The sequence below is a fragment of the Enterococcus sp. AZ149 genome (assembly GCF_051714285.1).
GTDB lineage: Bacteria > Bacillota > Bacilli > Lactobacillales > Enterococcaceae > Enterococcus_D > Enterococcus_D entomosocium.
Genome location: NZ_JBIORO010000001.1, coordinates 1,966,458 through 1,990,531, shown reverse-complemented (window position 1 = coordinate 1,990,531; position 24,074 = coordinate 1,966,458). Strand labels below are relative to the sequence as shown.

Sequence of the window (24,074 nt, the reverse complement as noted above, 5' to 3'; positions counted from 1 at the left end):
CCTAAGCTTCTAAAGGGAATTTTCTGACACTTGGATCTATTCTTGTCTTTTATCTAATTACTTCTCCTTGTTTGGCGGCCGCTGATTGACAAGCCGTCTATCAAGGGCTAAAATGCAAAAGGAAATAAGAGAGGATGTGGCGCGATGACTCCGCCTAAATTAGAGGAAATTCAGCAAGTAACGCAGATTTTTAAGATGCTTAGTGATCCGACCAGATTAAAAATTTTGTTGTCCCTTCAAGAGGGTGAACGCAATGTCACTTCAATCGCGGAACAAGTACATATGGAACAATCAGCAGTCTCTCATCAGTTGAAACTATTGAAAGATAATCGGATCGTAAAGTCGGAAAGACAAGGAAAAACCATCCTTTATAGTCTTGATGACAAACATGTTGTGGATATTTTGCAAAAAACATTCGAACATATCCATCACCGTTAAAACTAGGGCGAGAATTTCTCAAAAGTCCTAGTTTTTTCTTATTGTTTTTGGTATGCTAGTGGAAATATTAAAATTGGATGAACGGTTTTTAATAACGTTTTCAGTTAGGGGGCATTATGGGTAAGCAATTGAACATTGGATTATTAGGAATGGGTGTTGTCGGCACCGGGGTATGCCAAGTGTTGGCAGAGCAAAAAGAAGCCATTCTGGCACGCACAGGAGTCAGTGTGCAAATCACGAAAGCATTAGCTTCGCCTTATGAGGATAAGTCTGCGTTAGCAGCTAAGTATGGGTTTGCTTTGACGAATGAGGCAAATGAGTTGTTTGAAGATGAGACCATCGACGTAATTGTGGAATTGATCGGGAAGATCGATCCGGCAAAAGCGTTTATTTCAGCTGCTTTAGAAAATAAAAAGCATGTTGTGACGGCAAATAAAGATCTGATTGCCACCCATGGACCTGAACTGCTGGCAATTGCTGAAAAAGCCGGTGTTTCTCTTTATTATGAAGCCAGTGTGGGGGGAGGAATTCCGATTTTGCGCACATTGAGCACCCACTATCTACCTGATACGATCACAGGAATTTTTGGCATCGTCAATGGGACGACCAATTATATGCTGACGAAAATGACGGAAGATGGCATGACCTATGAAGATGCGTTGTCACAAGCTCAAGTAAAAGGTTTTGCCGAATCAGATCCTTCCAATGATGTTGACGGTATCGATGCGGCTTATAAAATGGTGATCCTGACCAAATTTGCTTTTGGGAAAACAATCGACGTTGCTGATGTTGCAACAAAAGGTATTCGCGGATTAGCTGTAGAAGATATTAAGCAGGCACAAGCTTTTGGCTATGAAGTGAAATTGATTGGCGCAGCTCAAAAGACTGATGACGGTTCCCTTACTGTATCGGTTGGGCCGGTGTTAGTGCCAAAAAACCACGCCTTGGCGACGATCCAAAATGAGTTCAATGGTATTTTTATCAAAAGCGACGGAATTGATCAGTCGATGGTTTATGGACCAGGGGCTGGATCGCGTCCGACAGCCACTAGTGTGGTTGCCGATTTGACGGTATTGGCTAAAAACAAAACATTCGGGATCGTTGAACCTTTTTTAACCTTTGAAAAAGAAACAGCATTGGCTTCGGTACAAGAAGTTCCTGTGCAACACTATGTTTCCTTTTCAAGTAAAGACCTTAATGCAGCTTCTTTCCCAGAATGGTTTGAATCAAAGCACACAGCATTTGATGAAGCAAGCCAACGAATAGCTGGAATCACGAAGCCAATCAGTGAAAAGGAACTAACAGTAGCACTCAAGGCATACGCGAATACGCAAAACGTGCAAATAATGAAAGTGATGGAGGAATAAACATGTATCAAGGATTATTGCATCAATACAAGGAATATCTCCCAGTTAATGAAAATACCCCAGCATTGTCGCTGGCTGAAGGAAATACACCTCTGATTCCATTACCAAGTCTTTCAAATGAATTAGGGATCCAATTGTATGGAAAATACGAAGGCCTGAATCCGACAGGCTCATTTAAAGACCGCGGCATGGTGATGGCGGTGGCAAAAGCGGTGGAAGAAGGCGCGAAAGCGATCGTTTGTGCCTCGACAGGAAATACTAGTGCAGCCGCAGCCGCTTATGCGACCAGAGCGGGGATCAAAGCTTACGTTGTTATTCCAGATGGCAAGATCGCTATGGGAAAATTGGCGCAAGCAATCGTTTATGGAGCGGACATCATTTCGATTCCAGGAAACTTTGATGAAGCGTTAAAAGCAGTCCGGGATATTGCGAAAACAGAAGCTGTGGCATTAGTGAACTCTGTCAATCCTTATCGTTTAGAAGGACAAAAAACAGCTGCCTTTGAAGTATGCGAACAGCTAGGACAGGCGCCTGATGTTCTTGCAATTCCAGTTGGTAATGCTGGGAATATCTCGGCTTATTGGAAAGGATTCAAAGAATGGCATGAGAAAAAAGGCACCACGTTGCCAAGAATGCATGGGTTTGAGGCAGAAGGTGCGGCTGCCATCGTTCGTGGGGAAGTCATTGAACAGCCGGAAACCATCGCTACAGCGATTCGTATCGGCAATCCAGCCAGCTGGCAGTTGGCAGAAGCCGCTCGTGATGAATCAAAAGGATACATCGATGCAGTAACCGATGAGGAAATTTTGAATGCGTATCGTAAAATTGCTGCGCAAGATGGTGTGTTTATTGAACCAGGCTCTGCTGCATCGCTTGCTGGTGTCATCCAGCACGTGAAAGCAGGGAAAATCAAACCAAGTGAAACTGTCGTTGCCGTCTTTACTGGAAACGGGCTGAAAGATCCTGATACAGCAATTAAAGCAACGGAAGTTACGATCAATAAAATGAGTGATTTAGAAGAAATGCGCCAGCATCTTCGTGAAGGAGTTGCCAAGTTATGAAGATCCGCGTTCCTGCAACCAGTGCGAATTTAGGGCCTGGCTTTGATTCCTGCGGGATTGCCCTGTCAAAGTATTTGTTCATCGAAGTTTTAAAAGAAAACGATACATGGGAGATCATCCATGAGCTAGGCTCAGAGATCCCAAACGATGAAACTAACTTACTTTTGCGTGTGGCACTAAAATTAGCACCAGACATGAAACCCCTGAAGATCCGTATGAGTTCGGATATTCCTTTGGCACGAGGCTTAGGCAGTAGTTCCTCGGTGATCGTCGCTGGTATTGAACTAGCCAACCGAATGGCACACATGAATCTGAGTGCAGCACAAAAGCTTGAGATCGCAACTGCCATTGAAGGGCATCCTGACAATGTTGGACCAGCGATCTATGGAGATTTTGCAGTTGCTGCTTATGATCATCAGCACAAGCATACGTATTTAGTAAAGCATCATTTTCCAGAGTGCGAGATCATTGCCTATATTCCTCATGAAGAACTTTTGACTGAAGCAAGTCGTCAAGTCTTGCCGCAAACACTTTCTCACGAGCAAGCAGTTGAGGCCAGTGCGATCGCCAACGTGATGATCGCAGCGGTCATCAATGGCAATCTGCCTCTTGCAGGGAAATTGATGCAGCAGGATCGTTTTCATGAAGCCTATCGGGAAAAGCTTGTGCCACACTTGTCGACCATTCGCCAGATTTGCGAAGAAGAAGGCGGCTATGGCTGTTTCTTAAGCGGCGCTGGACCAACGGTCTTAGCGATCGTCCCAGAGGAACGGGCAGAACGAATCTCAAAACTTTTACATGCCTTGGAGAGCAATGCGTATATCGAACAATTACAAATCGATCGTGAAGGGCTGCAAGTTTTTTAAAAAAACTTTGAAATGATAGATATCCTAAAAAAGATGAGCAGACGGCAGTCTGTTCATCTTTTTTTATTGCTTTATCGTTTTCAGTCTTTTGTCTCTGAAGTGTAATAGCTATGGTCTTCTAAGTTTAATGCATTTAAAATCATTGAGGCGGTTTCTTCGATGGAAAGGGAAGCGACATTGATCACGACACAACCTAATTTCTCGTAAAGATCATTAGCAAACGTCAGCTCTGCTTTGATTTTTTCAATATCGGAATATGCAGAGTCAGGGTTCAGGCCATAAGAACGCATCCGTTCTTTGCGGATACTGTTTAACACATTCGGATCATTTGTTAACCCGACGATTTTTTTCGGATCGATTTCCCAGAGCTGTTTCGGGATGTGGGCTTGTGGAACCAAAGGCAAATTAGCGACTTTTAAGTTTTTGTTCGCTAAAAATAGACTCAACGGTGTTTTTGAGGTTCGAGAAACCCCTAGTAACACGACATCTGCTTCCAAGAAGCCACGAGGGTCTTTTCCGTCATCGTACATGACCGCAAATTCCATGGCTTTGATGCGTTTGAAATAATTTTCGTTCAGGTGGTGCAAAGCCCCTGGCTCTCGTGAAGGTGCTACTCCAGTGCGGCGTGCCACTTCACTGACAGGCGGTGTTAATACGTCGAAATGATAGAGATCCGCTTCTTCACAAAAATGATTCGTCAAATCCACGAGTTCTTCTTTGATCAAAGTGTGAAGGATAATGGCATTGTGTTTCTTAGCATCTGATAATGCTTTGATCAAGTGCTCTTTCGTGTGGATAAACGTGCGTCTAAAAAGGTTAAATTCGACGCTGGGGTACTGTGCCATTGTCGCTTGGGCAAGCTTCGATGCTGTTTCACCGGCAGAGTCCGACAAAACGAACATCGTCACTGCAGCACTGGTTTGCAATTTTTCTTGCAAGTCTAGTTGTTCTGGTTCATTTGGCTTCATAAGAAAAATCCTCTCTTGCTTTTTTATTGATTTCATTATACCATACTTAAGATTGATAGAATCGGAATGATTTTGATTTATCAGGAGGGTCTACGATGAAAAATCAAACGCTCATAGAGCATGCCATGACAACGTTGAAAGAAAATGGCTTTAAAAATACGAAAAAAAGAGAAGCGATCATTACCTATTTAGTGAAACGCAATCGCTATTTACCGGCAAAAGAAATTCATGAATACATGTCGGAAAAGTACCCTGGCTTGAGTTATGATACGATCTACCGGAATTTGCACGATTTTTCTGAGATCGGTATTTTAGAAGAAACAGAACTGAACGGTGAGATGAAGTTTCGCTATAACTGTTGTGCAGAATTAGAAGACCATCATCACCATCACTTTATTTGCACGGTTTGTGGCAAAACAAAAGAACTGCATATTTGCCCAATGGACTTCTTTCAAGAACAGCTTCCCGGTTGTTTGATCGAGGGTCATCGCTTCGAGATTTTGGGTCGTTGTGAAGAATGTCAATGAAAACCCAAACAAACTTGACAGTATCGAAGACTTTTTTAACAGAATGCCTTGACACTTTTTCAGGGGTTAGCTATAATTTTTAAAGGACAGTCGTGTTTTTTGGGATTTTATTTCAATAACAACTACGGTTACTTTTTAAGCTCGGAGGGAGGGAATTTACATGTCAAAAACAGTCGTTCGCAAAAACGAATCACTTGACGATGCTCTTCGTCGCTTCAAACGTTCCGTGTCAAAAGCGGGTACTTTACAGGAATCTCGTAAACGTGAATTTTACGAAAAACCTAGCGTAAAGCGTAAGAAAAAATCTGAAGCAGCTAGAAAACGCAAAAAATTCTAATTTTCTACTGTTTTGAGAATTGGAGCTGGTAGTGTGACACTACTAAGTACACTGAATGATGACATGAAGACAGCGATGAAAGCCAAAGACAAGGAAACCTTGCAGGTGATCCGCATGTTGAAAGCATCAATTCAAAATGAGCAGATCAAAAAAGGTTCTGACTTGAATGAAGAAGAAGAGTTGACCGTTTTATCTCGTGAGATGAAGCAACGTCGGGACTCTTTACATGAGTTTGAGAAAGCTGACCGAAATGATCTAGCTGAGAAAGTCAAAGTTGAAATTGCAGTTGTTGAAAAATATTTGCCAGCACAACTTGATGAAGCGGAAATCCGCCAAATCGTTGCTGGAGCGATTGAAAAGACTGGTGCTTCTTCTTCCAAAGAATTTGGAAAAGTGATGGGTGCTGTAATGCCGCAAGTCAAAGGCAAAGCAGACGGCAATCAAGTCAATGCGATCGTTAAAGAATTATTGGATCAAATGTAAGCTCACGCCGCGAGTATGGATGACATGCTCGCGGCTTTTTTTCTGATTTCAAAAACTTAAAAAAAGCATAAGGACAAAAAGGAAACTACCCTTGGACTTTATAAGTAATTTTTCTTTTTTCTATCTTATGTTATTATTAATAAGAACGCCAAAAAAGGAGCTGTAACATATTTGACAGACAAAACTATGACGATCGAGATAACACTTAGTGAGAACGATGACGTTCGTTTACTCTTAGGTGCTCACGATAAGAACATTAAAATCATTGAAGACTCGACGGGGACGGTCATTCACACTCGTGGGGAGCTGATCCAAATCGTCGGCGAAGCGGAAGCTACAGAAAAAGCACAATCCGTGATCCGAGCGTTGCAAGAGTTGATCAAACGAGGCATCAATATCAGTACTCCTGATGTGATCACAGCTTTGAACATGGTAAACAAAGGCAGTCTTGATTATTTCAAAGATATGTATGAAGAAGAAATCATCAAGGACCGTAATGGGAAACCGATTCGGGCAAAAAATGCCGGTCAAAAGAAATATATCGAAGCTGTCCGTAAACATGATGTGGTCTTTGGGGTCGGACCAGCCGGAACCGGAAAAACCTTTCTGGCCGTCGTAATGGCGATCGCTGCTTTAAAGAAAGGTCAAGTGCAAAAGATTATTTTGACACGGCCCGCGGTTGAAGCAGGAGAGAACCTTGGCTTTCTTCCAGGCGATTTGAAAGAAAAAGTCGATCCTTACTTGCGACCGGTTTATGATGCGTTGTATCAAATTTTCGGGATGGATCATACGAACCGTCTGATGGAACGAGGCGTCATTGAGATCGCACCATTAGCATATATGCGAGGGCGTACATTAGAAGATGCCTTTGTCATTTTAGATGAAGCGCAAAATACGACGATCGCTCAAATGAAAATGTTTCTGACGCGTTTAGGATTCAACTCCAAAATGATCGTCAATGGCGATACGAGTCAGATCGACTTGCCAAAAGGGACTTTAAGCGGTTTGATCCATGCGGAGCGAACGTTGCAGGAAATCCCTAAAATTGCTTTTGCTAATTTTGAAGCAGGAGATGTGGTGCGGCACCCAGTTGTGGCCGATATCATTCGAGCTTATGAAGAAGCAGATCTTAAAGACAAGCGCTGATCGTCTTTCAGGAGGAGAACTATGATCATTCAACCACTACGGAAACTTAGAGAAAGACTCGGGAAGTTTTATTTACCAGTTTTGATGTTTCTCTTCTTTCTTTTTTCGATTGGTATCATGTACACCAGTGTCAAACAGAATAATGTCGATTATAGCGAAGGCCAGGTGGCGGAAGAAAACATTCGTGCCAATAAAACGATCGAAAACACTACTGCAACGGAACAAAAACGCAAATTGGCAGCAGAAGCGGTTCCGCCAGAGTACACCTATCAGGATACTCTAGCGCAGACACAGCACGATCGCATCGACCACCTTTTTGACTTAGTTGATTCAGTCAAAAAATCAACGGATGAGACACATGCAAAAGAAGTTGCTGAGGCGGATGAGGATGAAAATATCCCTAAACCGAGTACGGATGAATACATTGCAGCCTTAAAAAAAGAGTTTGAAAAAATGAGTGATGATGAACTCGATTTCTATCAGTCATTGACGAATAATTTTTTGTCGACATTGTTTTCATTAAGTACCGATGAATTGAATACGGTACGAACCTATGCGTTGCAGCTAGTAGACGAGCAAATGGCCAAACAGATCCGTCAAACAGAACTCAGTACTTTCCGCTCAGAGGCGGAAGACAAGATCCAATTTCTAGATGTTACTTCGGATATGGCGTCCGTTTTACGCTTCATTGTCAATCAAGGAATCGTCGTCAATGATATTCCCAATGAAAAGCGGACGGAAGAAGCGAGACAAACCGCCATGGATGCTGTTCCACCGGTAATGATCTATCAAGGGGAGATCATTGTTCGTGAAGGATCACAGATCGATGCCAACGCATTGGAAAAGCTGCAGCTTTTAGGAATGACCAATCAGACCTTCTCAGTTTTTCCATTAATCGCCTTAGTTTTAGCGACCTGCTTACAAATGCTCATGCTGTTTTATTATACAAGACAGACAAAAGATGTTGAAAAGCGAATGAACGCCGTCACTTTTTATATTTTGGCGATGGCATTCAGTATCTTGATCATGAAATTTTTCCAACTGTTCCAATCAGAATTAGTGACCTTTATCCCGCTCTTTTTCCCAGCAGCCTTTACACCGCTGATTCTAAGCATTTTCTCCAGCAGACGTTTAGGGATATTAGCCGCGATTTTCCAAGTGGTCAGTGCACTCTTCATTTACTTTGATTCCAGCGGGACCAACTTGTTGACGACTGTTTTAGTGACCTATCTCTTCTCTGGGTTGATGGGGACGATGATCAAACGAGCACGTATCGCCAGTCAAGGGAAAATCGCAGTCATGTGGGTGATCGTTTTCCCATTACTCTTAAGCATCATGTTGGTCATTTTCCAAGGAATGGATTTGGCCCGCGGCAATACGTGGACAACACTCGTCTGTGGATTGGCCGGCTCGCTTCTTAGCTATTTGCTGACGATGGGGTTGCATCCATATATCGAATTATTGGTAACGGATGAAAGTATGATCGTGTTGAATGAATTGAGTAACCCGAACCACCCGTTATTGAAGCAGTTGCTGGAAGAAGCACCAGGGACCTATCATCACAGTATGATGGTTGCTAATCTTAGCGCCAATGCCGTCGCCGAGATCGGTGGGCAAAGCTTACTGACCCGCGTGGCTTGTTATTACCATGATATTGGCAAAGTCAAACATGCCAATTTCTTCGTAGAAAATTTACCTGCTGGTGCCGAAAACCCGCATAATTTTTTGCTGCCGGAAGACAGCAAACAAATCATCTTCGGTCACGTGATCGACGGAGCGGAAATTCTCGAAGAAGCCAAAATGCCGCGGATGGTGATCGATATTTGCCGTCAACACCATGGCACAACTCTGATGCGTTATTTCTATGTAAAAGCTCAAGAGCGTAATCCCGAGGTGACAGAAGAAGATTTCCGTTATCCTGGGCCAAAACCGCAGACACGAGAAGCGGGTGTCGTGAGTATCGCTGACAGTTGTGAAGCAGCTGTTCGAGCGATGGAAAATCCGACCAATCAAAAAATTCAAGAATTTGTTGCGAATCTCATCAATGATCGGATCTTAGACGGTCAATTAGATGAAACGGGACTAACGTTGAAAGAAATCCGGATGATTGAAAAATCACTGGTCAACGGACTATGCAGTACCTTCCATTCACGGATCAAATACCCAAAAATGAAATCGGAAGCAGAGAAAATGAAAGAAGAACAAGAAAGAAGAGAGCGCTAATGGAGATTACCTTTTTAGATGAGACAAATTCAGTGGGGGAAACGAAGATCAAAGAGATCGAAGGACTTCTGCAATTTGCTGCAGGACATTTAGACCTTCCAGAGGATACGGAAATGTCCGTCACGTTTATGGACAATGCAGCCATCCAAGAAATCAATCGGGAGTATCGCGGCAAAGATATGCCGACAGATGTCATCAGTTTTGCCTTCGAAGAAGAAACGGCGGAGGAGATGCCGATTATTTTTGACGAAGCCCTTGAAGAGATGCCTCGTGATCTAGGAGACATTATGATCTCCATTGAACGGGCAAAGGAACAAGCTGCTGAATATGGGCATACCTATAATCGGGAACTTGGTTTCTTGGCGCTGCATGGTTTCTTGCATATCAACGGCTATGATCATATGACACCAGAAGATGAAAAGGAAATGTTTGGATTGCAAAAGGAAATACTGGATGCCTATGGACTCAAAAGATAAGAATATTGGGAAAAATAAACAGTTTATCTCGTCAATCGAATTTGCTTTCACCGGTATAAAAACTGTCTTTAAAGAGGAACGTAATATGCGTAAACATGTTGGGTTAGGCATCGTTGCGATCATTGCAGGTTTTATTTTCCGTTTGAATCAAATGGAATGGCTTTGGCTGCTGTTAGCCGTTTTCTTGGTCTGGATCGTGGAGATCATCAATACAGTCTTTGAGAATGTCGTTGACATGTTTACGGACTTTCATTTCCATCCAATCGGGAAAAAAATCAAAGATATGGCAGCTGGTGCTGTGCTGATGACCGCAGTTTTTGCATTAGTGGTCGCAGCGATCATCTTCTTGCCAAAATTACTGCAGCTCTTCTGATACGCACTAAAACCACAAGATAAAGGGGAACAACAATGACAACACACAAATCAGGCTTCGTTGCGATCGTCGGACGGCCAAATGTTGGGAAATCTACACTACTAAATCGAGTTGTAGGACAAAAAATCGCGATCATGAGTGACAAGGCGCAAACGACTCGTAATAAAATCCAAGGGGTCTATACGACAGATGACGCACAGCTCATCTTTATCGATACACCAGGGATCCATAAACCCAAACACCGTCTGGGCGATTTTATGGTGGAAACCGCCTATAGCGCACTTCGTGAAGTTGACGTGACACTATTTATGATCAGTGCCGATCAAAAGCGCGGCAAGGGTGATGATTTTATCATCGAACGGTTGCGTCAAAGCCAGACGCCGGTTTTCCTAGTGATCAATAAAATTGATAAAGTCCATCCGGATGCTTTATTGGCAATCATTGAAGATTACTCCTCACAAATGGACTTTGCCGAGATCGTACCGATTTCTGCAACGGAAGGCAATAATTTCGAAACGCTAATGAAACTATTGGTCGATGAAATGCCTGAAGGTCCTCAGTATTTCCCAGAAGATCAAATCACTGACCATCCGGAATACTTTATCGTTTCCGAGCTGGTACGGGAAAAAGTCTTGCTGCTGACCAGAGATGAAGTGCCTCACTCGGTAGCGGTCGTCGTTGACTCCATGAAACGAGATCATAATGATAAGGTGCATATTCAAGCGACGATCATTGTCGAACGTGACAGCCAAAAAGGCATTATCATCGGTAAAGGCGGTAAAATGCTGAAGCAGATCGGGACGAAAGCCCGTCTAGATATTGAACACTTACTAGATGACAAAGTCTTCTTGGAATTATGGGTGAAAGTTCAAAAAGATTGGCGCGACAAGCAAACCTTCTTAACGGATTACGGCTATCGTAAAGATGAGTATTAAGGAAAGGCAGATCCATCACGGTCTGCTTTAAAGAGGAAAAACTGATGCAGTTAGCGAACTGGATCAGTTTTTTTCAAGAAATGAGGTGCGACGATGAATCTTGTTGAAACAAAAGGAATTTTGCTTTTTTCAAAGGACCATAAAGAAAAAGACAAGCTAGTCAAAATCTTTACGGAATCTGCCGGGAAGCAAATGTTTTATGTCAAGGGTGCTCATCGGAAAAATAACCCCTTGGCACCAGCGTTGCTCTCCTATACTGAAGCCACCTACATGGGAACCATCAAAACGGAAGGCTTGTCCTTTTTAAACAATGCCAAAGACATCCATCCTTTTCGTACGATCCAAAGTGATATTTTTATTGCTGGTTATGCGACCTACTTGTTGAATTTGGCTGATTCTGCTATCGATGATCGGGTCTATGACCCACATCTATACCAATTTTTACATGAGGCATTGCACTTAATGGATCAAGGGAACGACGCAGAGATCATCACCAATATCTTTGAGATCCAGATTTTGCACCGTTTCGGGATCACTCCGAATTGGACCCATTGTGCCATCTGCGGAAAAACCGACGGTCGGTTTGACTATTCCTCAAAGTATAGCGGTATTTTATGCGAACAACACTGGGGGATGGACGAACGTCGCTATCATGCGGATTCTCGTGCGATCCATTTTATTCGCTTATTTTCGCAAATATCCTACGAGCAGATTGCTTCGATCAAATTAAAGCCAGAAACGAAAGCAGCGATTCGACAAGTGATCGATCTATTGTATGATGAATATGTGGGCATTCATTTAAAAAGTAAGAAGTTTATCGATCAGATGGGGCAATGGCAAGACGTCTTAAAACCGAAAAATCAATGATAGAGTTGGCGAAACTTCAATGGAGTTAAGCCGACTCTTTTTTTGAATAATGCGGTAAAGTGACTCGCATCCTGAAACCCTACAGCAAAAGCGGCTTGCTGAATGGGCAGATCCGGCTGTGCCACCAAAAGCTCTTTGGCACGGGTCATGCGATAGTTTAATAAGTATTGGGCGGTGGATTGTCCTAAAAAACGCTGGAACAACCGAGAGAGATATTGAGGCGAAACATAGACTAAACCAGCCAAGTTTTTGATCGTGATCGCCTGATCATAATTGGTTTCGATTTCTTGTATAACAGGGACCAGATATTGTTGAAACAAGGGGTGTTTTTCGGTTGGATTCCCAGAGCGCTCTTGCATGATCGCCAGCAAAAAACGATAACACTCACTAGAAGCCCGTAACGGATCCCAGCTGATTTTTGGGTCTTCTTTAATGCGTTGTTTGATCCAAGTCATATAGGAAAAAGTTTTAGACTCTTCAACTAAAAGATAAGGTTGACTTGTAAATTGTTTTAATATCTCAGCTGCCAAAGGTCCTTGAAAGGTAGCGAAGGAGGTTTTCCAATCTGATAAGGGATAGTAGCGATGAGGAGTGAAAGGGAAAATCAAGATGCCTTCACTGGGACGTAAAATAAAGGATTCTTGACCAAAGGTGACGCGACCTTCTCCTTGTTCTGTCTGCAGCCAATGAAAGTAAGGGTAGCCATCGAGACGAACAACGTCATCTTGTGGCCAATCGTTTCCGATACTTTCAAGCGACAAAGGCAACTGCTGGTTTGTTTGATAAAAATAAATAGGCATGTTCAACCTCCATGTTTCGAAAAGTTATAAAATAGTGTTTCATGTATTATACTACAACAAAATGAAAAGCCTTACAATAAGAGAGTAGAAATCATTTTATTTTAAAGGAGCGTTCACTTATATGACAAAATTTTTTGATCGAATTCTATTCGGCGGCGATTATAATCCAAATCAGTGGCCGAAAGAGATTTGGGAAGAAGACATTCGGATCTTTAAAAAAGCAAGTATCAATAGCGCGACCGTCAATGTTTTTTCATGGGCAAAGATCCAACCCTCTGAAAATTGTTATGATTTTGAGGAATTGGATCAAATCATCGAAAAATTAAGTACGGAGGGCTTCGACATCGTCTTAGCCACTTCCACAGCCGCTTTGCCAGCTTGGATGTTTAAGAAGTATCCGGAAGTCGCTCGCACCGATTATGATGGACGCCATCATAAGTTTGGGCAACGGCATAATGCCTGTCCCAATAGTTTGGTTTATCAAAAATACGCAGAACGTCTGGCAACGAAATTAGCCGAACGTTACGGCGAAAATCCACAAGTGACTTGTTGGCACATCAATAATGAATACGGCGGCGAATGTTATTGCGACAACTGTGAAAAAGCGTTTCGTGTTTGGCTAAAGGATAAATATCAAACGATCGAAGCACTGAATAAAGCCTGGAATATGGAATTTTGGGGTCATACTGTATATGAATGGGATGAAATCGTTCTGCCAAATGCGCTGTCAGAAGGAATCGGCTATGACAAGACGGCATTTGCAGGAATTTCTATTGACTACCGACGCTTCAACTCGGATAGCCTTTTAAAAAACTATATGATGGAGCGGGACGCTATTCGGAAAATCGATCCCACGACACCGATTACAACGAATTTGATGGGAACCTTTAAAGGACTGGATTATTTCAAGTGGGCGAAGGAAATGGACCTTATTTCGTGGGATAATTATCCAGCGTATAATACGCCATGGAGTTTAGTAGCCATGACACATGATCTAATGCGCGGCTTGAAACAACAGCCCTTTATGCTGATGGAACAAACACCCTCTCAACAAAACTGGCAACCCTATAACTCATTAAAAAAACCGGGACAAATGCGGGCGCAAAGCTACCAAACGATCGCTCATGGGGCGGACACGATCCAATATTTCCAATTGCGACGTTCCATCGGTGCTTGTGAGAAATTCCATGGAGCTGTTATCGAACATGTCGGTCATGAAGACACGCGAGTTTTCCGAGAAACGGCAGCTCTTGGTGCTGAATTAGCGCAGCTTTCAGACATTATTGGGACGCAAACTCAATCACAGGTTGCCGTGATTTTCGATTGGGACAATTATTGGGCATTAGAATATACGAGTGGTCCGACCGTTGATCTGAAGTATGTAGAACAGATCCATCGCTACTATCGTTATTTTCATGAACAAAATATTGCCGTCGACTTGGTTCCCGTGGATGCTGACTTATCAAAATACAAATTAGTCGCAGCACCTGTTCTCTACATGATCAAAGAAGGAATGCAAGAGCGGCTCACTGATTTCGTCAAACAAGGTGGTTCTTTACTTACCACGTATATGAGCGGTATCGTTGATCAATCTGACAACGTTCACTTAGGGGGCTATCCTGGGCCATTGCGGGAGTTAGCTGGCATCTGGGTGGAAGAAATCGATGCATTAGCCCCAGAACAATCAAACGGCGTTTCCTTAGTCAATGAAGAACTGACAGGAACCAGTAATTTAGTCAGCGATTTGATCCATTTAGAAACCGCCGAAGCGCTAGCGCATTACACAAGCAATTTCTATGCAGGAATGCCGGCAGTGACGAAAAATATGTTTGGCGATGGCACCGTCTATTACTTTGGTGGACAGTTGGAAGATCAGCTGCAAGATCAGCTTTTCAAAACGATTGTCGAAGAAAACGATATCACCCCAGTGATCGAGGAAGCAACAAAACTAGAAGTTGCCTGTCGTGAAAATGCAGAGGCGAAATTCTTCGTTATCATCAATTTCCACGAAGAAGCACAACCGTTGCCAGCAATGTTTGTTGGAAAGACGGATCTTCTGACGGGTGAGGTTCTTTCTTCAGAAATGATGCTGACACAATACACCACCTATATCGTCAAAGAGGAGCGTAACTGATGCGAACTTTTGCTATCGAAGATGACTTTTATCTAGACAAAAAGCCGTTCAAAGTGATCTCTGGAGCGATCCATTATTTTCGGGTCGTTCCTGAATATTGGCAAGATCGATTAGAGAAACTACGCTTGATGGGTTGTAATACTGTGGAAACCTATGTTCCGTGGAATCTCCATGAAGCACAGGAAGGCGTCTATCAATTTGAGGGGATCCTTGATTTGCGGCGATTTATCCAAACGGCACAAGAAGTAGGGCTTTATGTCATTTTGCGACCAGCACCTTATATTTGTGCAGAATGGGAATTTGGGGGACTGCCTTATTGGCTTTTGCAAGATCCCATGATGAAGCTTCGGTTTGATTATCCACCATTTATGGAAAAAATCACTCGTTATTTCGCCCATTTGTTTCCACAAGTGCGGGATCTGCAGATCACCCAAGGCGGTCCGATTTTAGTGATGCAAGTAGAAAATGAATACGGCAGCTACGCCAATGATAAAGAGTATTTGCGGAAAATGGTGGCTGCGATGCGGCAACAGGGTGTAGAAACGCCGTTAGTGACCTCTGACGGACCTTGGCACGATATGTTAGAAAACGGCACTATCAAAGACTTGGCATTGCCTACGATCAACTGCGGCTCCAACATCAAGGAAAACTTTGAAAAACTTCGAAGATTTCACGGAGAAAAACGGCCACTGATGGTCATGGAATTTTGGATCGGCTGGTTTGATGCTTGGGGTGATGACCATCATCATACAACATCAACGGCTGATGCAGTAAAGGAACTTCAGGATTGCTTGGCAGAAGGTTCTGTCAATATTTATATGTTCCATGGCGGGACCAATTTTGGCTTTATGAACGGGTCAAACTATTACGAGCGCTTAGCGCCGGATGTCACTAGCTATGATTATGATGCCTTGTTGACAGAATGGGGAGAACCTACTGCCAAATACCAAGCCTTCAAAAAAGTGATCGCTGACTATGCGGAAATTCCTGAGTTTCCCTTGAGTATGAAACTTGAGCGAAAAGCTTATGGAACATTCTCAGTGAAAGAACGAGTCTCCTTGTTTTCGACGATCGACACGATCAGTCAACCGATCATAAGGAATTACCCTTTATCGATGGAAGCCTGCAATCAAGCGACAGGTTATATCTACTATCGCTCACTGATTGGGCCTGCACGGAAGATTGCCGACTACCGTCTGATCAATACGATGGATCGTGCCCATACGTTTATCAACCAGGAACTTTTGCGCATCGATTACGATCGAGAAATCGGTCAATCCTACAGTTTCGATCTATCAGAATCAGAAAACGAGTTGGGGATCTTGGTGGAGAATATGGGGCGGGTCAATTATTCCGTTAAAATGAACCATCAGCACAAAGGCATTAAAGACGGTGTGATCATTAATGGCGCATTACAAAGCAACTGGGAAATCTATCCCTTGCCGATGGATAATTTGCATGCCATTGATTTCCAAGGGAAATGGCAAAAAGGCCAACCAAGTTTCTCACGCTTTGAATGTGTTTTTGATGAATGTGCAGATACCTTTATCGAATTGCCGGGCTGGGGCAAAGGGTTTGTCCAAGTCAATGGTCATATGATCGGCCGTTTCTGGGAAAAAGGACCGCAGCAGCGCTTGTACGTCCCGGCGCCGTTTTTAAAAACTGGAATGAATGAGATCATTGTTTTTGAAAGTGATGGGAAAATCGCTGATGAGATCGTCTTTCATGATCAGGCGGATTTAGGTCCAGAAGGATAAAAGTTCAAATTAATCATTGACAAACCCTAGCTTCAACTACTATCATAAGGGTAATCGAATCCGTGCTATGACCGGAAGAAAGAAAGAAGACCATTCCATGAAGCGAACTTGGGAGAGTGAAAGCCAAGTTGGAACCTTATTTCGCAGGCGTCCGTGAGCATGATCAATGAAGCTGCCGACTTGTCGGAAGTAGGGTGGAACCGCGAATGTATCGTCCCTATATCTATACACTTTGTATAGATATAGGGACTTTTTTATGTTTCACACCAAGAATAGCCAAAAACAAAGGAGGTTTTTTTATGTTATTTGATATGACGATTCCAGCAAGTGCGTTTACCGAAAAAAAGCTCAAAGTATTAGCAAGTATTCCACTTCAGGTTCGCCTTTTAAAGGATGAACAGCTTTTACATGAATTTACAACGAGTCCAGACCAAATGCTTTACGACTTATCTGATATTTTAGAAGCAGATGCCGTGGTCGAAGTAAAATTGATCCCCGGATCAGTTGTCGAGTTTTATCCTGTCGTCAATGCGTTATAAGAAAGGAAGAAAAAGATGAGTAAACTAACTGTGCAAGAGATGATTTTGACTTTGCAAAAATTCTGGTCTGAAAACGGCTGTATGCTGATGCAGGCCTATGATACAGAAAAAGGGGCTGGAACCATGAGCCCATACACATTTTTACGTGCAATCGGTCCAGAACCATGGAACGCCGCTTACGTAGAACCTTCTCGCCGTCCAGCTGATGGCCGCTACGGGGAAAACCCAAATCGTTTGTATCAGCACCACCAGTTCCAAGTCGTGATGAAGCCCTCTCCTGAAAATATCCAAGAGCTTTATTTAGAAAGCTTGCGTCTTTTAGGGATCGATCCATTAGAACATGATATTCGTTTCGTCGAAGATAACTGGGAAAACCCCTCAATGGGTTGTGCAGGTCTTGGTTGGGAAGTTTGGTTAGATGGGATGGAGATCACCCAGTTTACTTACTTCCAACAAGTTGGTGGCTTAGCGTGTAAGCCAGTGACATCAGAGATCACTTACGGCTTAGAACGTCTAGCATCTTATATTCAAGAAGTTGAAAGTGTCTACGATCTTGAATGGTCTGCAGGTGTCAAATATGGTGAGATTTTCCGCCAACCTGAGTATGAACATTCAAAATACTCCTTTGAAGTCAGTGACCAAGACTTGCTTTTAGGGAACTTCGATCGTTTTGAAAAAGAAGCAAAACGCTGTATCGATGAACGCTTAGTTCATCCAGCTTACGACTATATCTTAAAATGCAGCCATACCTTCAACCTGTTGGATGCTCGTGGCGCAGTCTCCGTCACTGAACGTGCTGGGTACCTCGCACGTATCCGTAATATGGCCCGTCAAGTAGCAAAACTATTTGTAGCAGAACGGGAAAACCTCGGTTATCCATTGCTTGATCCAGAAGTGGCGCAAAAACTGATTGAGGAGGGAAAATAAGATGGCACAAAACCTATTATTAGAAATCGGCTTAGAGGAATTACCTGCGCATGTCGTAACCCCAAGTATGAAACAATTACAAAAAAAAACGGCAGCTTTCTTAGATGCTCATGCATTACCTTATACAGCGATTGAAGCTTATTCGACACCTCGTCGTTTGGCAGTCTATGTCACCGGTCTTCCTGAAAAACAAGCCGATACACAAGAAGACGTCAAAGGGCCAGCGAAAAAAATCGCCTTAGACGAAGCAGGCAATTGGTCGAAAGCAGCTCAAGGATTTGTTCGGGGGCAAGGATTGACAACCGATGACATCACCTTCCGTGAATTAAAAGGTGTTGAGTATGTCTATGTAACGAAACATACCCAAGGTCAACCAACCGTTGAGGTATTGAAAGGATTGCAGGAAGTAATCACGAGTTTGACTTTCCCAGTAACGATGCACTGGGCAGACTACGATTTTGAATATATCCGACCAATTCATTGGATCGTCGCACTCTTTGGTGAGCAAGTCATTCCTTTCCAAATCCTTGATATTGTTACCGGACGCGAGTCAAAAGGTCATCGTTTCTTAGGTGAGGCAGTCACGTTTGATCATGCGGACGACTATTTGGAGAAAATGAAGCATCAGTTTGTCATTGCTGATCCAAGCGAACGTCAACAAATGATCACCTCACAAATCAATGCGATCGCTCAAGAAAACAACTGGCGGATCGATTTAGATGAAGACCTACTCGAAGAAGTGACAAATCTGGTTGAATACCCAACAGCTTTTGTAGGGGACTTTGAAGAAAAATATCTTTCTGTACCTGAAGAAGTGTTAGTTACTTCTATGAAAGAACATCAACGCTACTTCGATGTCCGCACCCTTGATGGAGAATTGCTGCCGCATTTCATCTCTGCCCGCAACGGGGATGCCGTGAAAATTGATAATGTCATCAAAGGAAACCAAAAAGTACTGACCGCCCGTCTAGAAGATGCTGAGTTTTTCTATAATGAGGACAAAAAATTGACCATCGACCATTGCGTGGAAAAGCTTAAGCAAGTCAACTTCCACGAAAAAATTGGCAGTTTGTATGAAAAAATGCAGCGTGTTGGATTAGCTGCACAAATCATCGGGAATACTGTTGGTTTAACACAAGAAGAACTGACTGATCTCCAACGGGCAGCTCAAATCTATAAATTTGATTTAGTGACAAATATGGTGGGAGAATTCCCTGAATTGCAAGGAATCATGGGGGAAAAGTATGCCTTGATCCAAGGAGAAAAACCAACAGTTGCCCAAGCGATTCGTGAACACTACATGCCGATCTCAGCAGAAGGTGAACTGCCGCAATCGAAAATCGGGGCTGTTTTAGCCATTGCGGATAAATTGGACAGCTTGCTTGCGTTCTTCGCTGTCGATATGGTTCCAAGTGGTTCAAACGATCCTTACGCACTCCGCCGGCAAACGTACGGAATTATCCGCATCCTAGCTGAAAAACGCTGGTATTTCCCATTTGCTCAGTTACAAGAAGAGATTCGTGAAGCTATTAATGCCCAACCGGAAATTTTTGGTATTCAACTTGCCGCAGGTCAAGAACAAGTGACCGATTTTGTGAAAGGCCGTCTGCGTCAATTCTTACTCAGCAAAAATACGCGTCATGATGTCATTGAAGCTGTTTTAGGCGCACGCCAAGCAGATATCAGTACGCTATTTGAAACGGCTCAGATGTTAAGAGAACATTTGCAAGACACCGACTTCAAACCATCGATGGAAGCCTTGACCCGAGTAATCAATTTAGCGAAAAAAGCCGAATTGGAACAAGTAGCAATTGATCCTGCCTTGTTTGAAAACGACTCTGAAACTGCCTTGTATGAAGCGGTCTTAACAGTAGAGAACAAGTTCCCACATCAAACGATGGAAGAAAACTACCAAAGCTTAGTGGCACTGCGCCCATTGATCGAAGCTTATTTTGATCAAACAATGGTCATGGTGGAAGATGAACAGATTCGCCGCAACCGTTTTGCCTTGTTGGATAAAATCGCGAAGATGAGTCTGGCAGTGGCTAGTTTAGATGCTTTGATTACGAAATAAAAGAAGCTTGCAGTTGCACATTTCTGAATAAAAAAGCTGGAACTGAAAGAATCAGTTCTGGCTTTTTTTCTATGTTTCTCGATTTTTTTTGTACTTAGAATTGCTTTCTTGCAGTGTTAAATATTATATAATAAAAAACATTTTGACCCATTACTTTTCAAGGGATCGAACGATTCTTCGGCTTTAATGATTGGGGATTTGATGATGCTTATAATGATACAAAGATTCTCATCATACAGACCGATTCATTTTTCCATTGAAAATACGCTGAAACGATAGGTGCAATAAAATAGCCTGACAGATCACAAAATGATTTGTCAGGCGAATGTTTATTTGCGGGTCAATTTTACCACCACTTCGCAGCGTGCGGTTTGTGGGAACATATCTACTGATTGCAGATATTCTACGTGAAACACTTTGGCTAATTGGACTAAGTCTCTTGCTAAAGTAGAAACATTACAAGATATATAGACCATCTTCTTTGGTGGTTGTTTCAACAACGCTTGCAATAATCGTTCATCCAAGCCTGTCCTTGGCGGATCAACAATGATGCTATCAGGTTTGAAGCCTTCATTGAACCATTTTGGTAAGAGCTCCTCAGCAGTACCCGTTTCATAACGGGTATTTTGGGCACCAATACGGCGTGCATTTTCTTGGGCATTTTCGATCGCTTGAGGAATAATGTCCATGCCGCGGACTTCTTTGGCATAAGGTGCCACACTCAACCCAATCGTCCCCACACCACAGTAAGCATCAACAACTGTTTCATTTTTGCTTAAGTCAAGGGCTTTTAACCCTTCTTGATACAAGACGCTGGTTTGCTGCGGATTCAGCTGGAAGAATGCGCGGGCGGACAAGTCGAAGGTCAGTTCATTCAACCGTTCTTCGATCGCTTCTTTGCCCCAAAGATGAATCGTTTCCTCTCCCATGACGACGGACGTTTTTTTGTTTTGCACATTTTGCATGATGGAAACGACTTGCGGCAAGCGCTGATTGATCTCGCGAATCAGCGCATTTTTTTGCGGCAGTTTGACAGAATTGGTAATGAAAACAACTTGGACTTCGCCAGTGGCGATCCCGATGCGAACCATCAATGTTCGTAAAATCCCGCTATTTTTTCGTTCATCGTAAATCGGGATCTGGTATTTGTTCAACAATTGGACGATGCCGTTGATCACTTTTTGCGTATCTTGTTCTTGTACGAGGCAATCATCAATGGCGACTAAGCGATGAGACTCCATTTCGTATAAACCCGCTTCGATTCGTTTGGTTTGACTGTTGTAACGCAATTGAAATTGTGCTTTGTTGCGGTAATGCCAAGGAACATCCATGCCTAAAGTATCCCTTAGTTCAAACTGTTGGTAACCTTTTGGCTTAAATTTTTCAAGTGCTTGTTTCAATAGGTCTTTTTTGAAGTCTAATTGTTTGTCGTAGACTAAGTGCTGCAATTGGCAGCCGCCGCACCGGTCGTAAAACTTGCAGGGTGGTTGGATGCGATCGCTGCTTGGCTTGATGATTTTGGTCATCTTAGCTTCAGCAAAGCGGGGAGAGGCTTTGGTGACTTCGGCAATGACCTGTTCCCCCGGTAGAACACGGGGAACAAAGATGATCAGCTTTTTGTAATACCCGATGCCTTCTCCGTTGATCCCCAAGCGTTTGATCGTTAGTTGTAGTTTTTGTCCAAGCTGGACTTGTGTATTTGCCATGTGAACTCCTTAAATAAAATAGTCAGTTCATTTTACCACATTTTTTCAGCTTGATTAGAAGGAATTTCATCGTAGTTGTGGTAAAATAGAATGTACGTTCGCGAGGTGAAGAAGATGAATACAATTATTCGTATCAATAAAGGAAAAGGACCATTTTATGAAGTGGCGACATCAGAAGGTGAAACGCTGCGGGTCTCAGAAGATCTTTTGGTCCGTTTTCGGCTATTAAAAGGCAAGGAACTGAGTGAAGAAGAATTAAAAGAAATCAAAAAAAGTGCGGGGTTTGATTTAGGATTGCAGCAAGCCATGAACTATATCAGCTATCAGCTGCGTTCTGAAATGGAAGTCCGTACCTATTTGAAAGACAAAGAAATCGAAAAACAAGACCGAGACTTAGTCGTTGAACGTCTGAAAGAGTTGAATTTGATCGATGACAAAAACTACGGAGAAAGCTACATTCGCACCCAAGTCCGCATGAGTGATAAAGGACCCGTGGTCATCAGTCAGCAATTGAGAAAAAAAGGATTAAAAGATCCCGTGATTCAGGAAGTATTGCCTTTGTATACCGAGGAAATGCAGTTTGAAGTCGGGTATCATACGGCTGAAAAAGCGATGCGTCGTTTTCACAACAAAAGCCATAAAGAAATGATCCAAAAGATAAAAATGCATTTGATGCAAAAAGGTTTTCATCAAGGAGTCATTCAGATGATTTTGGATGAATTACCGATGGAAAAAGATGAGGACCAAGAAAATGAAGCGCTCCAAAGAGAAGGGGCCCGACTTATGCGGCGGCATCAGCGGTTACCATTGATGAAACGAAAAATGAAAATCAAGCAAGGCCTTTATCAAAAAGGGTTTGCCATCGATGATATACAACGATTCTTAGATGAGGAAGTAATGGATGAGTAAGCAATGGGAAACTTGGGATGAAGAAAAAATCAAGACGTTCCAAGAAACATTTTTAACTTGGTATCATAAAGAAAAACGCAATCTGCCTTGGCGGGCGACCAACGATCCGTATGCAATCTGGATCTCAGAGATCATGCTTCAACAAACACGAGTGGAAACAGTGATTGGCTATTTCTATCGTTTTATGGAACAATTCCCGACGATCCAAGACTTGGCGGCAGCCGAAGAACAAAAGCTTTTAAAGGTTTGGGAAGGTTTAGGTTATTACTCTCGTGCCCGTAACCTTAAGGCTGCCGCCCAGCAAATCGTTGCCGAATTCGACGGAGAAATGCCCCAATCAATTGAAGAGATTCGCTCATTAAAAGGAATTGGTCCCTACACAGCTGGAGCCATTGGCAGTATTGCTTTTGGCTTGCCAGAACCGGCAATCGATGGAAATGTGATGCGGGTCGTCAGTCGGTTATTTTGTATCGAAGCAGATATTGCGAAAGCCAGCAGCCGAAGACCATTTGACGAGGCGATGAGAACAATCATTTCCCCCGATGAACCTGGTGAGTTTAATCAAGCCTTGATGGATCTTGGCTCACGAATCTGTACACCCACTACACCGAAATGTGAAGAGTGTCCCATCAGTCAGTATTGTCTTGCATATGCGGAGAATCGACAAACAGACTTTCCAGTGAAATCGAAAAAAGCAAAGCCGAAAGATGTCTATTACATCGCTGGCGCCATCGAAGATCAAGGTTCGTTTCTACTCGTGCAGCGACCTGAAACAGGCTTATTGGCCTCTATGTGGCATTTTCCGTTGGTTGAAGTAACGAAAGAACAATATGATGCTTTGCAGCGAACATGGGTAAAAGAGGAACAGCTGCAGTTGGATTTGATTGCCGAAGATGATGCGCTCGAAATTTTTCCTGATCTGCCTGTCGTTTGGCAAAAACGACATTTTGGCGAGATCACTCATATCTTTAGTCATTTGAAATGGCACGTCCTTTTATTTTACGGCAGAAAACGTGGAGAGCTCACGTTACAAGACAGCGAATGGGCAGCAAAAGAATCCTTTCAAAACTATGTTTTCCCAAAACCCCAGCAGAAATTGGTAGATCAATTAAAGAAATATCAGAAACTCGATAAAGATTTCTAGGCAAAGCTTTCTTTTAT

At 42.9% G+C, this 24,074-nt stretch carries 23 protein-coding genes; 20 read left to right on the top strand and 3 right to left on the bottom strand.

All coding sequences use genetic code 11. The annotated features are described in order from the left end of the window. Positions 1–144 precede the first annotated feature (144 nt). The 4 genes from IGI94_RS09335 (at position 145) to thrB (ending at position 3,732) form a co-directional block, all read left to right on the top strand. Entirely contained in the window at positions 145–438 is a 294-nt protein-coding gene (locus IGI94_RS09335; RefSeq protein WP_005235473.1) for an ArsR/SmtB family transcription factor, read from the top strand. Between the two features lie 116 nt (positions 439–554). Continuing rightward, complete coding sequence (locus tag IGI94_RS09330) at positions 555–1,805, top strand: homoserine dehydrogenase (RefSeq protein WP_086332446.1); 1,251 nt, start codon at positions 555–557, stop codon at positions 1,803–1,805. A gap of 2 nt (positions 1,806–1,807) precedes the next feature. After that, positions 1,808–2,866: a threonine synthase gene (gene thrC, locus IGI94_RS09325; RefSeq protein ID WP_086332445.1), complete on the top strand. Its 1,059-nt coding sequence runs from the start codon at positions 1,808–1,810 to the stop codon at positions 2,864–2,866. After that, the gene (gene thrB / locus IGI94_RS09320) at positions 2,863–3,732 is read left to right on the top strand and encodes a homoserine kinase (RefSeq protein WP_008378411.1); all 870 of its coding nucleotides are present in this window, start codon (positions 2,863–2,865) and stop codon (positions 3,730–3,732) included. Before thrC ends, thrB begins: the two co-directional genes overlap by 4 nt. 80 nt (positions 3,733–3,812) lie before the next feature. Here thrB and IGI94_RS09315 read toward each other — a convergent pair whose 3' ends face one another. Next, positions 3,813–4,700, bottom strand: a complete 888-nt coding sequence (locus IGI94_RS09315) for a pyruvate, water dikinase regulatory protein (protein ID WP_008378409.1) — start codon at positions 4,698–4,700, stop codon at positions 3,813–3,815. 95 nt (positions 4,701–4,795) lie between these two features. On the opposite strand from IGI94_RS09315, the gene IGI94_RS09310 reads away from it, so the two are divergent. The 9 genes from IGI94_RS09310 (at position 4,796) to recO (ending at position 12,067) form a co-directional block, all read left to right on the top strand. Beyond that, complete coding sequence (locus tag IGI94_RS09310) at positions 4,796–5,227, top strand: Fur family transcriptional regulator (protein ID WP_008378408.1); 432 nt, start codon at positions 4,796–4,798, stop codon at positions 5,225–5,227. Between the two features lie 160 nt (positions 5,228–5,387). After that, positions 5,388–5,564, top strand: a complete 177-nt coding sequence (gene rpsU / locus IGI94_RS09305; RefSeq protein WP_002356740.1) for a 30S ribosomal protein S21 — start codon at positions 5,388–5,390, stop codon at positions 5,562–5,564. A gap of 33 nt (positions 5,565–5,597) precedes the next feature. Further along, a complete protein-coding gene (locus IGI94_RS09300; protein ID WP_005235483.1) occupies positions 5,598–6,047 on the top strand; it encodes a GatB/YqeY domain-containing protein in 450 nt (149 codons plus the stop codon). Positions 6,048–6,233: 186 nt separating this feature from the next. Further along, the gene (locus IGI94_RS09295; RefSeq protein ID WP_016612213.1) at positions 6,234–7,193 is read left to right on the top strand and encodes a PhoH family protein; all 960 of its coding nucleotides are present in this window, start codon (positions 6,234–6,236) and stop codon (positions 7,191–7,193) included. Between the two features lie 21 nt (positions 7,194–7,214). Continuing rightward, positions 7,215–9,416: an HD family phosphohydrolase gene (locus tag IGI94_RS09290; protein WP_016612212.1), complete on the top strand. Its 2,202-nt coding sequence runs from the start codon at positions 7,215–7,217 to the stop codon at positions 9,414–9,416. After that, positions 9,416–9,892, top strand: coding sequence for an rRNA maturation RNase YbeY (gene ybeY, locus IGI94_RS09285; protein WP_086373043.1), 477 nt, complete (start codon positions 9,416–9,418; stop codon positions 9,890–9,892). The genes IGI94_RS09290 and ybeY overlap by 1 nt, the downstream gene beginning before the upstream one ends. Beyond that, positions 9,876–10,265 (top strand): diacylglycerol kinase family protein, encoded by a 390-nt coding sequence (locus IGI94_RS09280; RefSeq protein WP_016612211.1) that lies wholly within the window; start codon positions 9,876–9,878, stop codon positions 10,263–10,265. Before ybeY ends, IGI94_RS09280 begins: the two co-directional genes overlap by 17 nt. A 35-nt stretch (positions 10,266–10,300) precedes the next feature. Next, positions 10,301–11,200, top strand: a complete 900-nt coding sequence (era, locus tag IGI94_RS09275) for a GTPase Era (RefSeq protein WP_008378264.1) — start codon at positions 10,301–10,303, stop codon at positions 11,198–11,200. A 93-nt stretch (positions 11,201–11,293) separates the two neighbouring features. Further along, entirely contained in the window at positions 11,294–12,067 is a 774-nt protein-coding gene (gene recO / locus IGI94_RS09270; protein WP_005235491.1) for a DNA repair protein RecO, read from the top strand. On the opposite strand, the gene IGI94_RS09265 is transcribed toward recO, so the two are convergent. After that, positions 12,061–12,867: an AraC family transcriptional regulator gene (locus IGI94_RS09265; RefSeq protein WP_005235493.1), complete on the bottom strand. Its 807-nt coding sequence runs from the start codon at positions 12,865–12,867 to the stop codon at positions 12,061–12,063. The genes recO and IGI94_RS09265 overlap by 7 nt on opposite strands. Positions 12,868–12,988: 121 nt before the next feature. On the opposite strand from IGI94_RS09265, the gene IGI94_RS09260 reads away from it, so the two are divergent. From IGI94_RS09260 to glyS, 5 genes are all read left to right on the top strand, one after another. Continuing rightward, positions 12,989–15,001, top strand: coding sequence for a beta-galactosidase (locus tag IGI94_RS09260; protein ID WP_086316205.1), 2,013 nt, complete (start codon positions 12,989–12,991; stop codon positions 14,999–15,001). Further along, positions 15,001–16,758 carry a glycoside hydrolase family 35 protein gene (locus IGI94_RS09255; protein ID WP_438899657.1) on the top strand — a complete coding sequence of 586 codons (1,758 nt, stop codon included), beginning with the start codon at positions 15,001–15,003 and terminating at the stop codon, positions 16,756–16,758. Before IGI94_RS09260 ends, IGI94_RS09255 begins: the two co-directional genes overlap by 1 nt. 299 nt (positions 16,759–17,057) lie before the next feature. Beyond that, positions 17,058–17,297, top strand: coding sequence for a hypothetical protein (locus IGI94_RS09250; RefSeq protein WP_008378255.1), 240 nt, complete (start codon positions 17,058–17,060; stop codon positions 17,295–17,297). Between the two features lie 15 nt (positions 17,298–17,312). Further along, positions 17,313–18,224 carry a glycine--tRNA ligase subunit alpha gene (gene glyQ, locus IGI94_RS09245; RefSeq protein ID WP_005225852.1) on the top strand — a complete coding sequence of 304 codons (912 nt, stop codon included), beginning with the start codon at positions 17,313–17,315 and terminating at the stop codon, positions 18,222–18,224. Position 18,225: 1 nt separating this feature from the next. Further along, positions 18,226–20,298 carry a glycine--tRNA ligase subunit beta gene (gene glyS, locus IGI94_RS09240; protein ID WP_438899656.1) on the top strand — a complete coding sequence of 691 codons (2,073 nt, stop codon included), beginning with the start codon at positions 18,226–18,228 and terminating at the stop codon, positions 20,296–20,298. 329 nt (positions 20,299–20,627) lie between these two features. On the opposite strand, the gene rlmD is transcribed toward glyS, so the two are convergent. Then, entirely contained in the window at positions 20,628–22,004 is a 1,377-nt protein-coding gene (gene rlmD / locus IGI94_RS09235) for a 23S rRNA (uracil(1939)-C(5))-methyltransferase RlmD (protein ID WP_142437112.1), read from the bottom strand. A 114-nt stretch (positions 22,005–22,118) separates the two neighbouring features. Here rlmD and recX point away from each other — a divergent pair, with 114 nt between their 5' ends. Continuing rightward, on the top strand, positions 22,119–22,913 hold the full coding sequence (gene recX / locus IGI94_RS09230) for a recombination regulator RecX (RefSeq protein ID WP_008378247.1): 795 nt from the start codon (positions 22,119–22,121) through the stop codon (positions 22,911–22,913). Continuing rightward, positions 22,906–24,057, top strand: coding sequence for an A/G-specific adenine glycosylase (mutY, locus tag IGI94_RS09225; RefSeq protein ID WP_438899655.1), 1,152 nt, complete (start codon positions 22,906–22,908; stop codon positions 24,055–24,057). The genes recX and mutY overlap by 8 nt, the downstream gene beginning before the upstream one ends. The last annotated feature ends 17 nt before the right edge of the window (positions 24,058–24,074 follow it).

Bases quoted from the DNA above. Each gene is read 5' to 3' on its own strand.
- IGI94_RS09295 (WP_016612213.1), top strand. From the start codon at position 6,234: ATGACGATCGAGATAACACTTAGTGAGAACGATGACGTTCGTTTACTC.
- IGI94_RS09315 (WP_008378409.1), bottom strand. From the start codon at position 4,700: ATGAAGCCAAATGAACCAGAACAACTAGACTTGCAAGAAAAATTGCAA.
- IGI94_RS09250 (WP_008378255.1), top strand. From the start codon at position 17,058: ATGTTATTTGATATGACGATTCCAGCAAGTGCGTTTACCGAAAAAAAG.
- recX (WP_008378247.1), top strand. From the start codon at position 22,119: ATGAATACAATTATTCGTATCAATAAAGGAAAAGGACCATTTTATGAA.
- IGI94_RS09310 (WP_008378408.1), top strand. From the start codon at position 4,796: ATGAAAAATCAAACGCTCATAGAGCATGCCATGACAACGTTGAAAGAA.
- thrC (WP_086332445.1), top strand. From the start codon at position 1,808: ATGTATCAAGGATTATTGCATCAATACAAGGAATATCTCCCAGTTAAT.
- IGI94_RS09280 (WP_016612211.1), top strand. From the start codon at position 9,876: ATGGACTCAAAAGATAAGAATATTGGGAAAAATAAACAGTTTATCTCG.
- thrB (WP_008378411.1), top strand. From the start codon at position 2,863: ATGAAGATCCGCGTTCCTGCAACCAGTGCGAATTTAGGGCCTGGCTTT.
- glyQ (WP_005225852.1), top strand. From the start codon at position 17,313: ATGAGTAAACTAACTGTGCAAGAGATGATTTTGACTTTGCAAAAATTC.
- IGI94_RS09260 (WP_086316205.1), top strand. From the start codon at position 12,989: ATGACAAAATTTTTTGATCGAATTCTATTCGGCGGCGATTATAATCCA.
- mutY (WP_438899655.1), top strand. From the start codon at position 22,906: ATGAGTAAGCAATGGGAAACTTGGGATGAAGAAAAAATCAAGACGTTC.
- IGI94_RS09265 (WP_005235493.1), bottom strand. From the start codon at position 12,867: ATGCCTATTTATTTTTATCAAACAAACCAGCAGTTGCCTTTGTCGCTT.
- ybeY (WP_086373043.1), top strand. From the start codon at position 9,416: ATGGAGATTACCTTTTTAGATGAGACAAATTCAGTGGGGGAAACGAAG.
- recO (WP_005235491.1), top strand. From the start codon at position 11,294: ATGAATCTTGTTGAAACAAAAGGAATTTTGCTTTTTTCAAAGGACCAT.
- IGI94_RS09330 (WP_086332446.1), top strand. From the start codon at position 555: ATGGGTAAGCAATTGAACATTGGATTATTAGGAATGGGTGTTGTCGGC.
- IGI94_RS09290 (WP_016612212.1), top strand. From the start codon at position 7,215: ATGATCATTCAACCACTACGGAAACTTAGAGAAAGACTCGGGAAGTTT.
- era (WP_008378264.1), top strand. From the start codon at position 10,301: ATGACAACACACAAATCAGGCTTCGTTGCGATCGTCGGACGGCCAAAT.
- IGI94_RS09335 (WP_005235473.1), top strand. From the start codon at position 145: ATGACTCCGCCTAAATTAGAGGAAATTCAGCAAGTAACGCAGATTTTT.
- glyS (WP_438899656.1), top strand. From the start codon at position 18,226: ATGGCACAAAACCTATTATTAGAAATCGGCTTAGAGGAATTACCTGCG.
- rlmD (WP_142437112.1), bottom strand. From the start codon at position 22,004: ATGGCAAATACACAAGTCCAGCTTGGACAAAAACTACAACTAACGATC.
- rpsU (WP_002356740.1), top strand. From the start codon at position 5,388: ATGTCAAAAACAGTCGTTCGCAAAAACGAATCACTTGACGATGCTCTT.
- IGI94_RS09255 (WP_438899657.1), top strand. From the start codon at position 15,001: ATGCGAACTTTTGCTATCGAAGATGACTTTTATCTAGACAAAAAGCCG.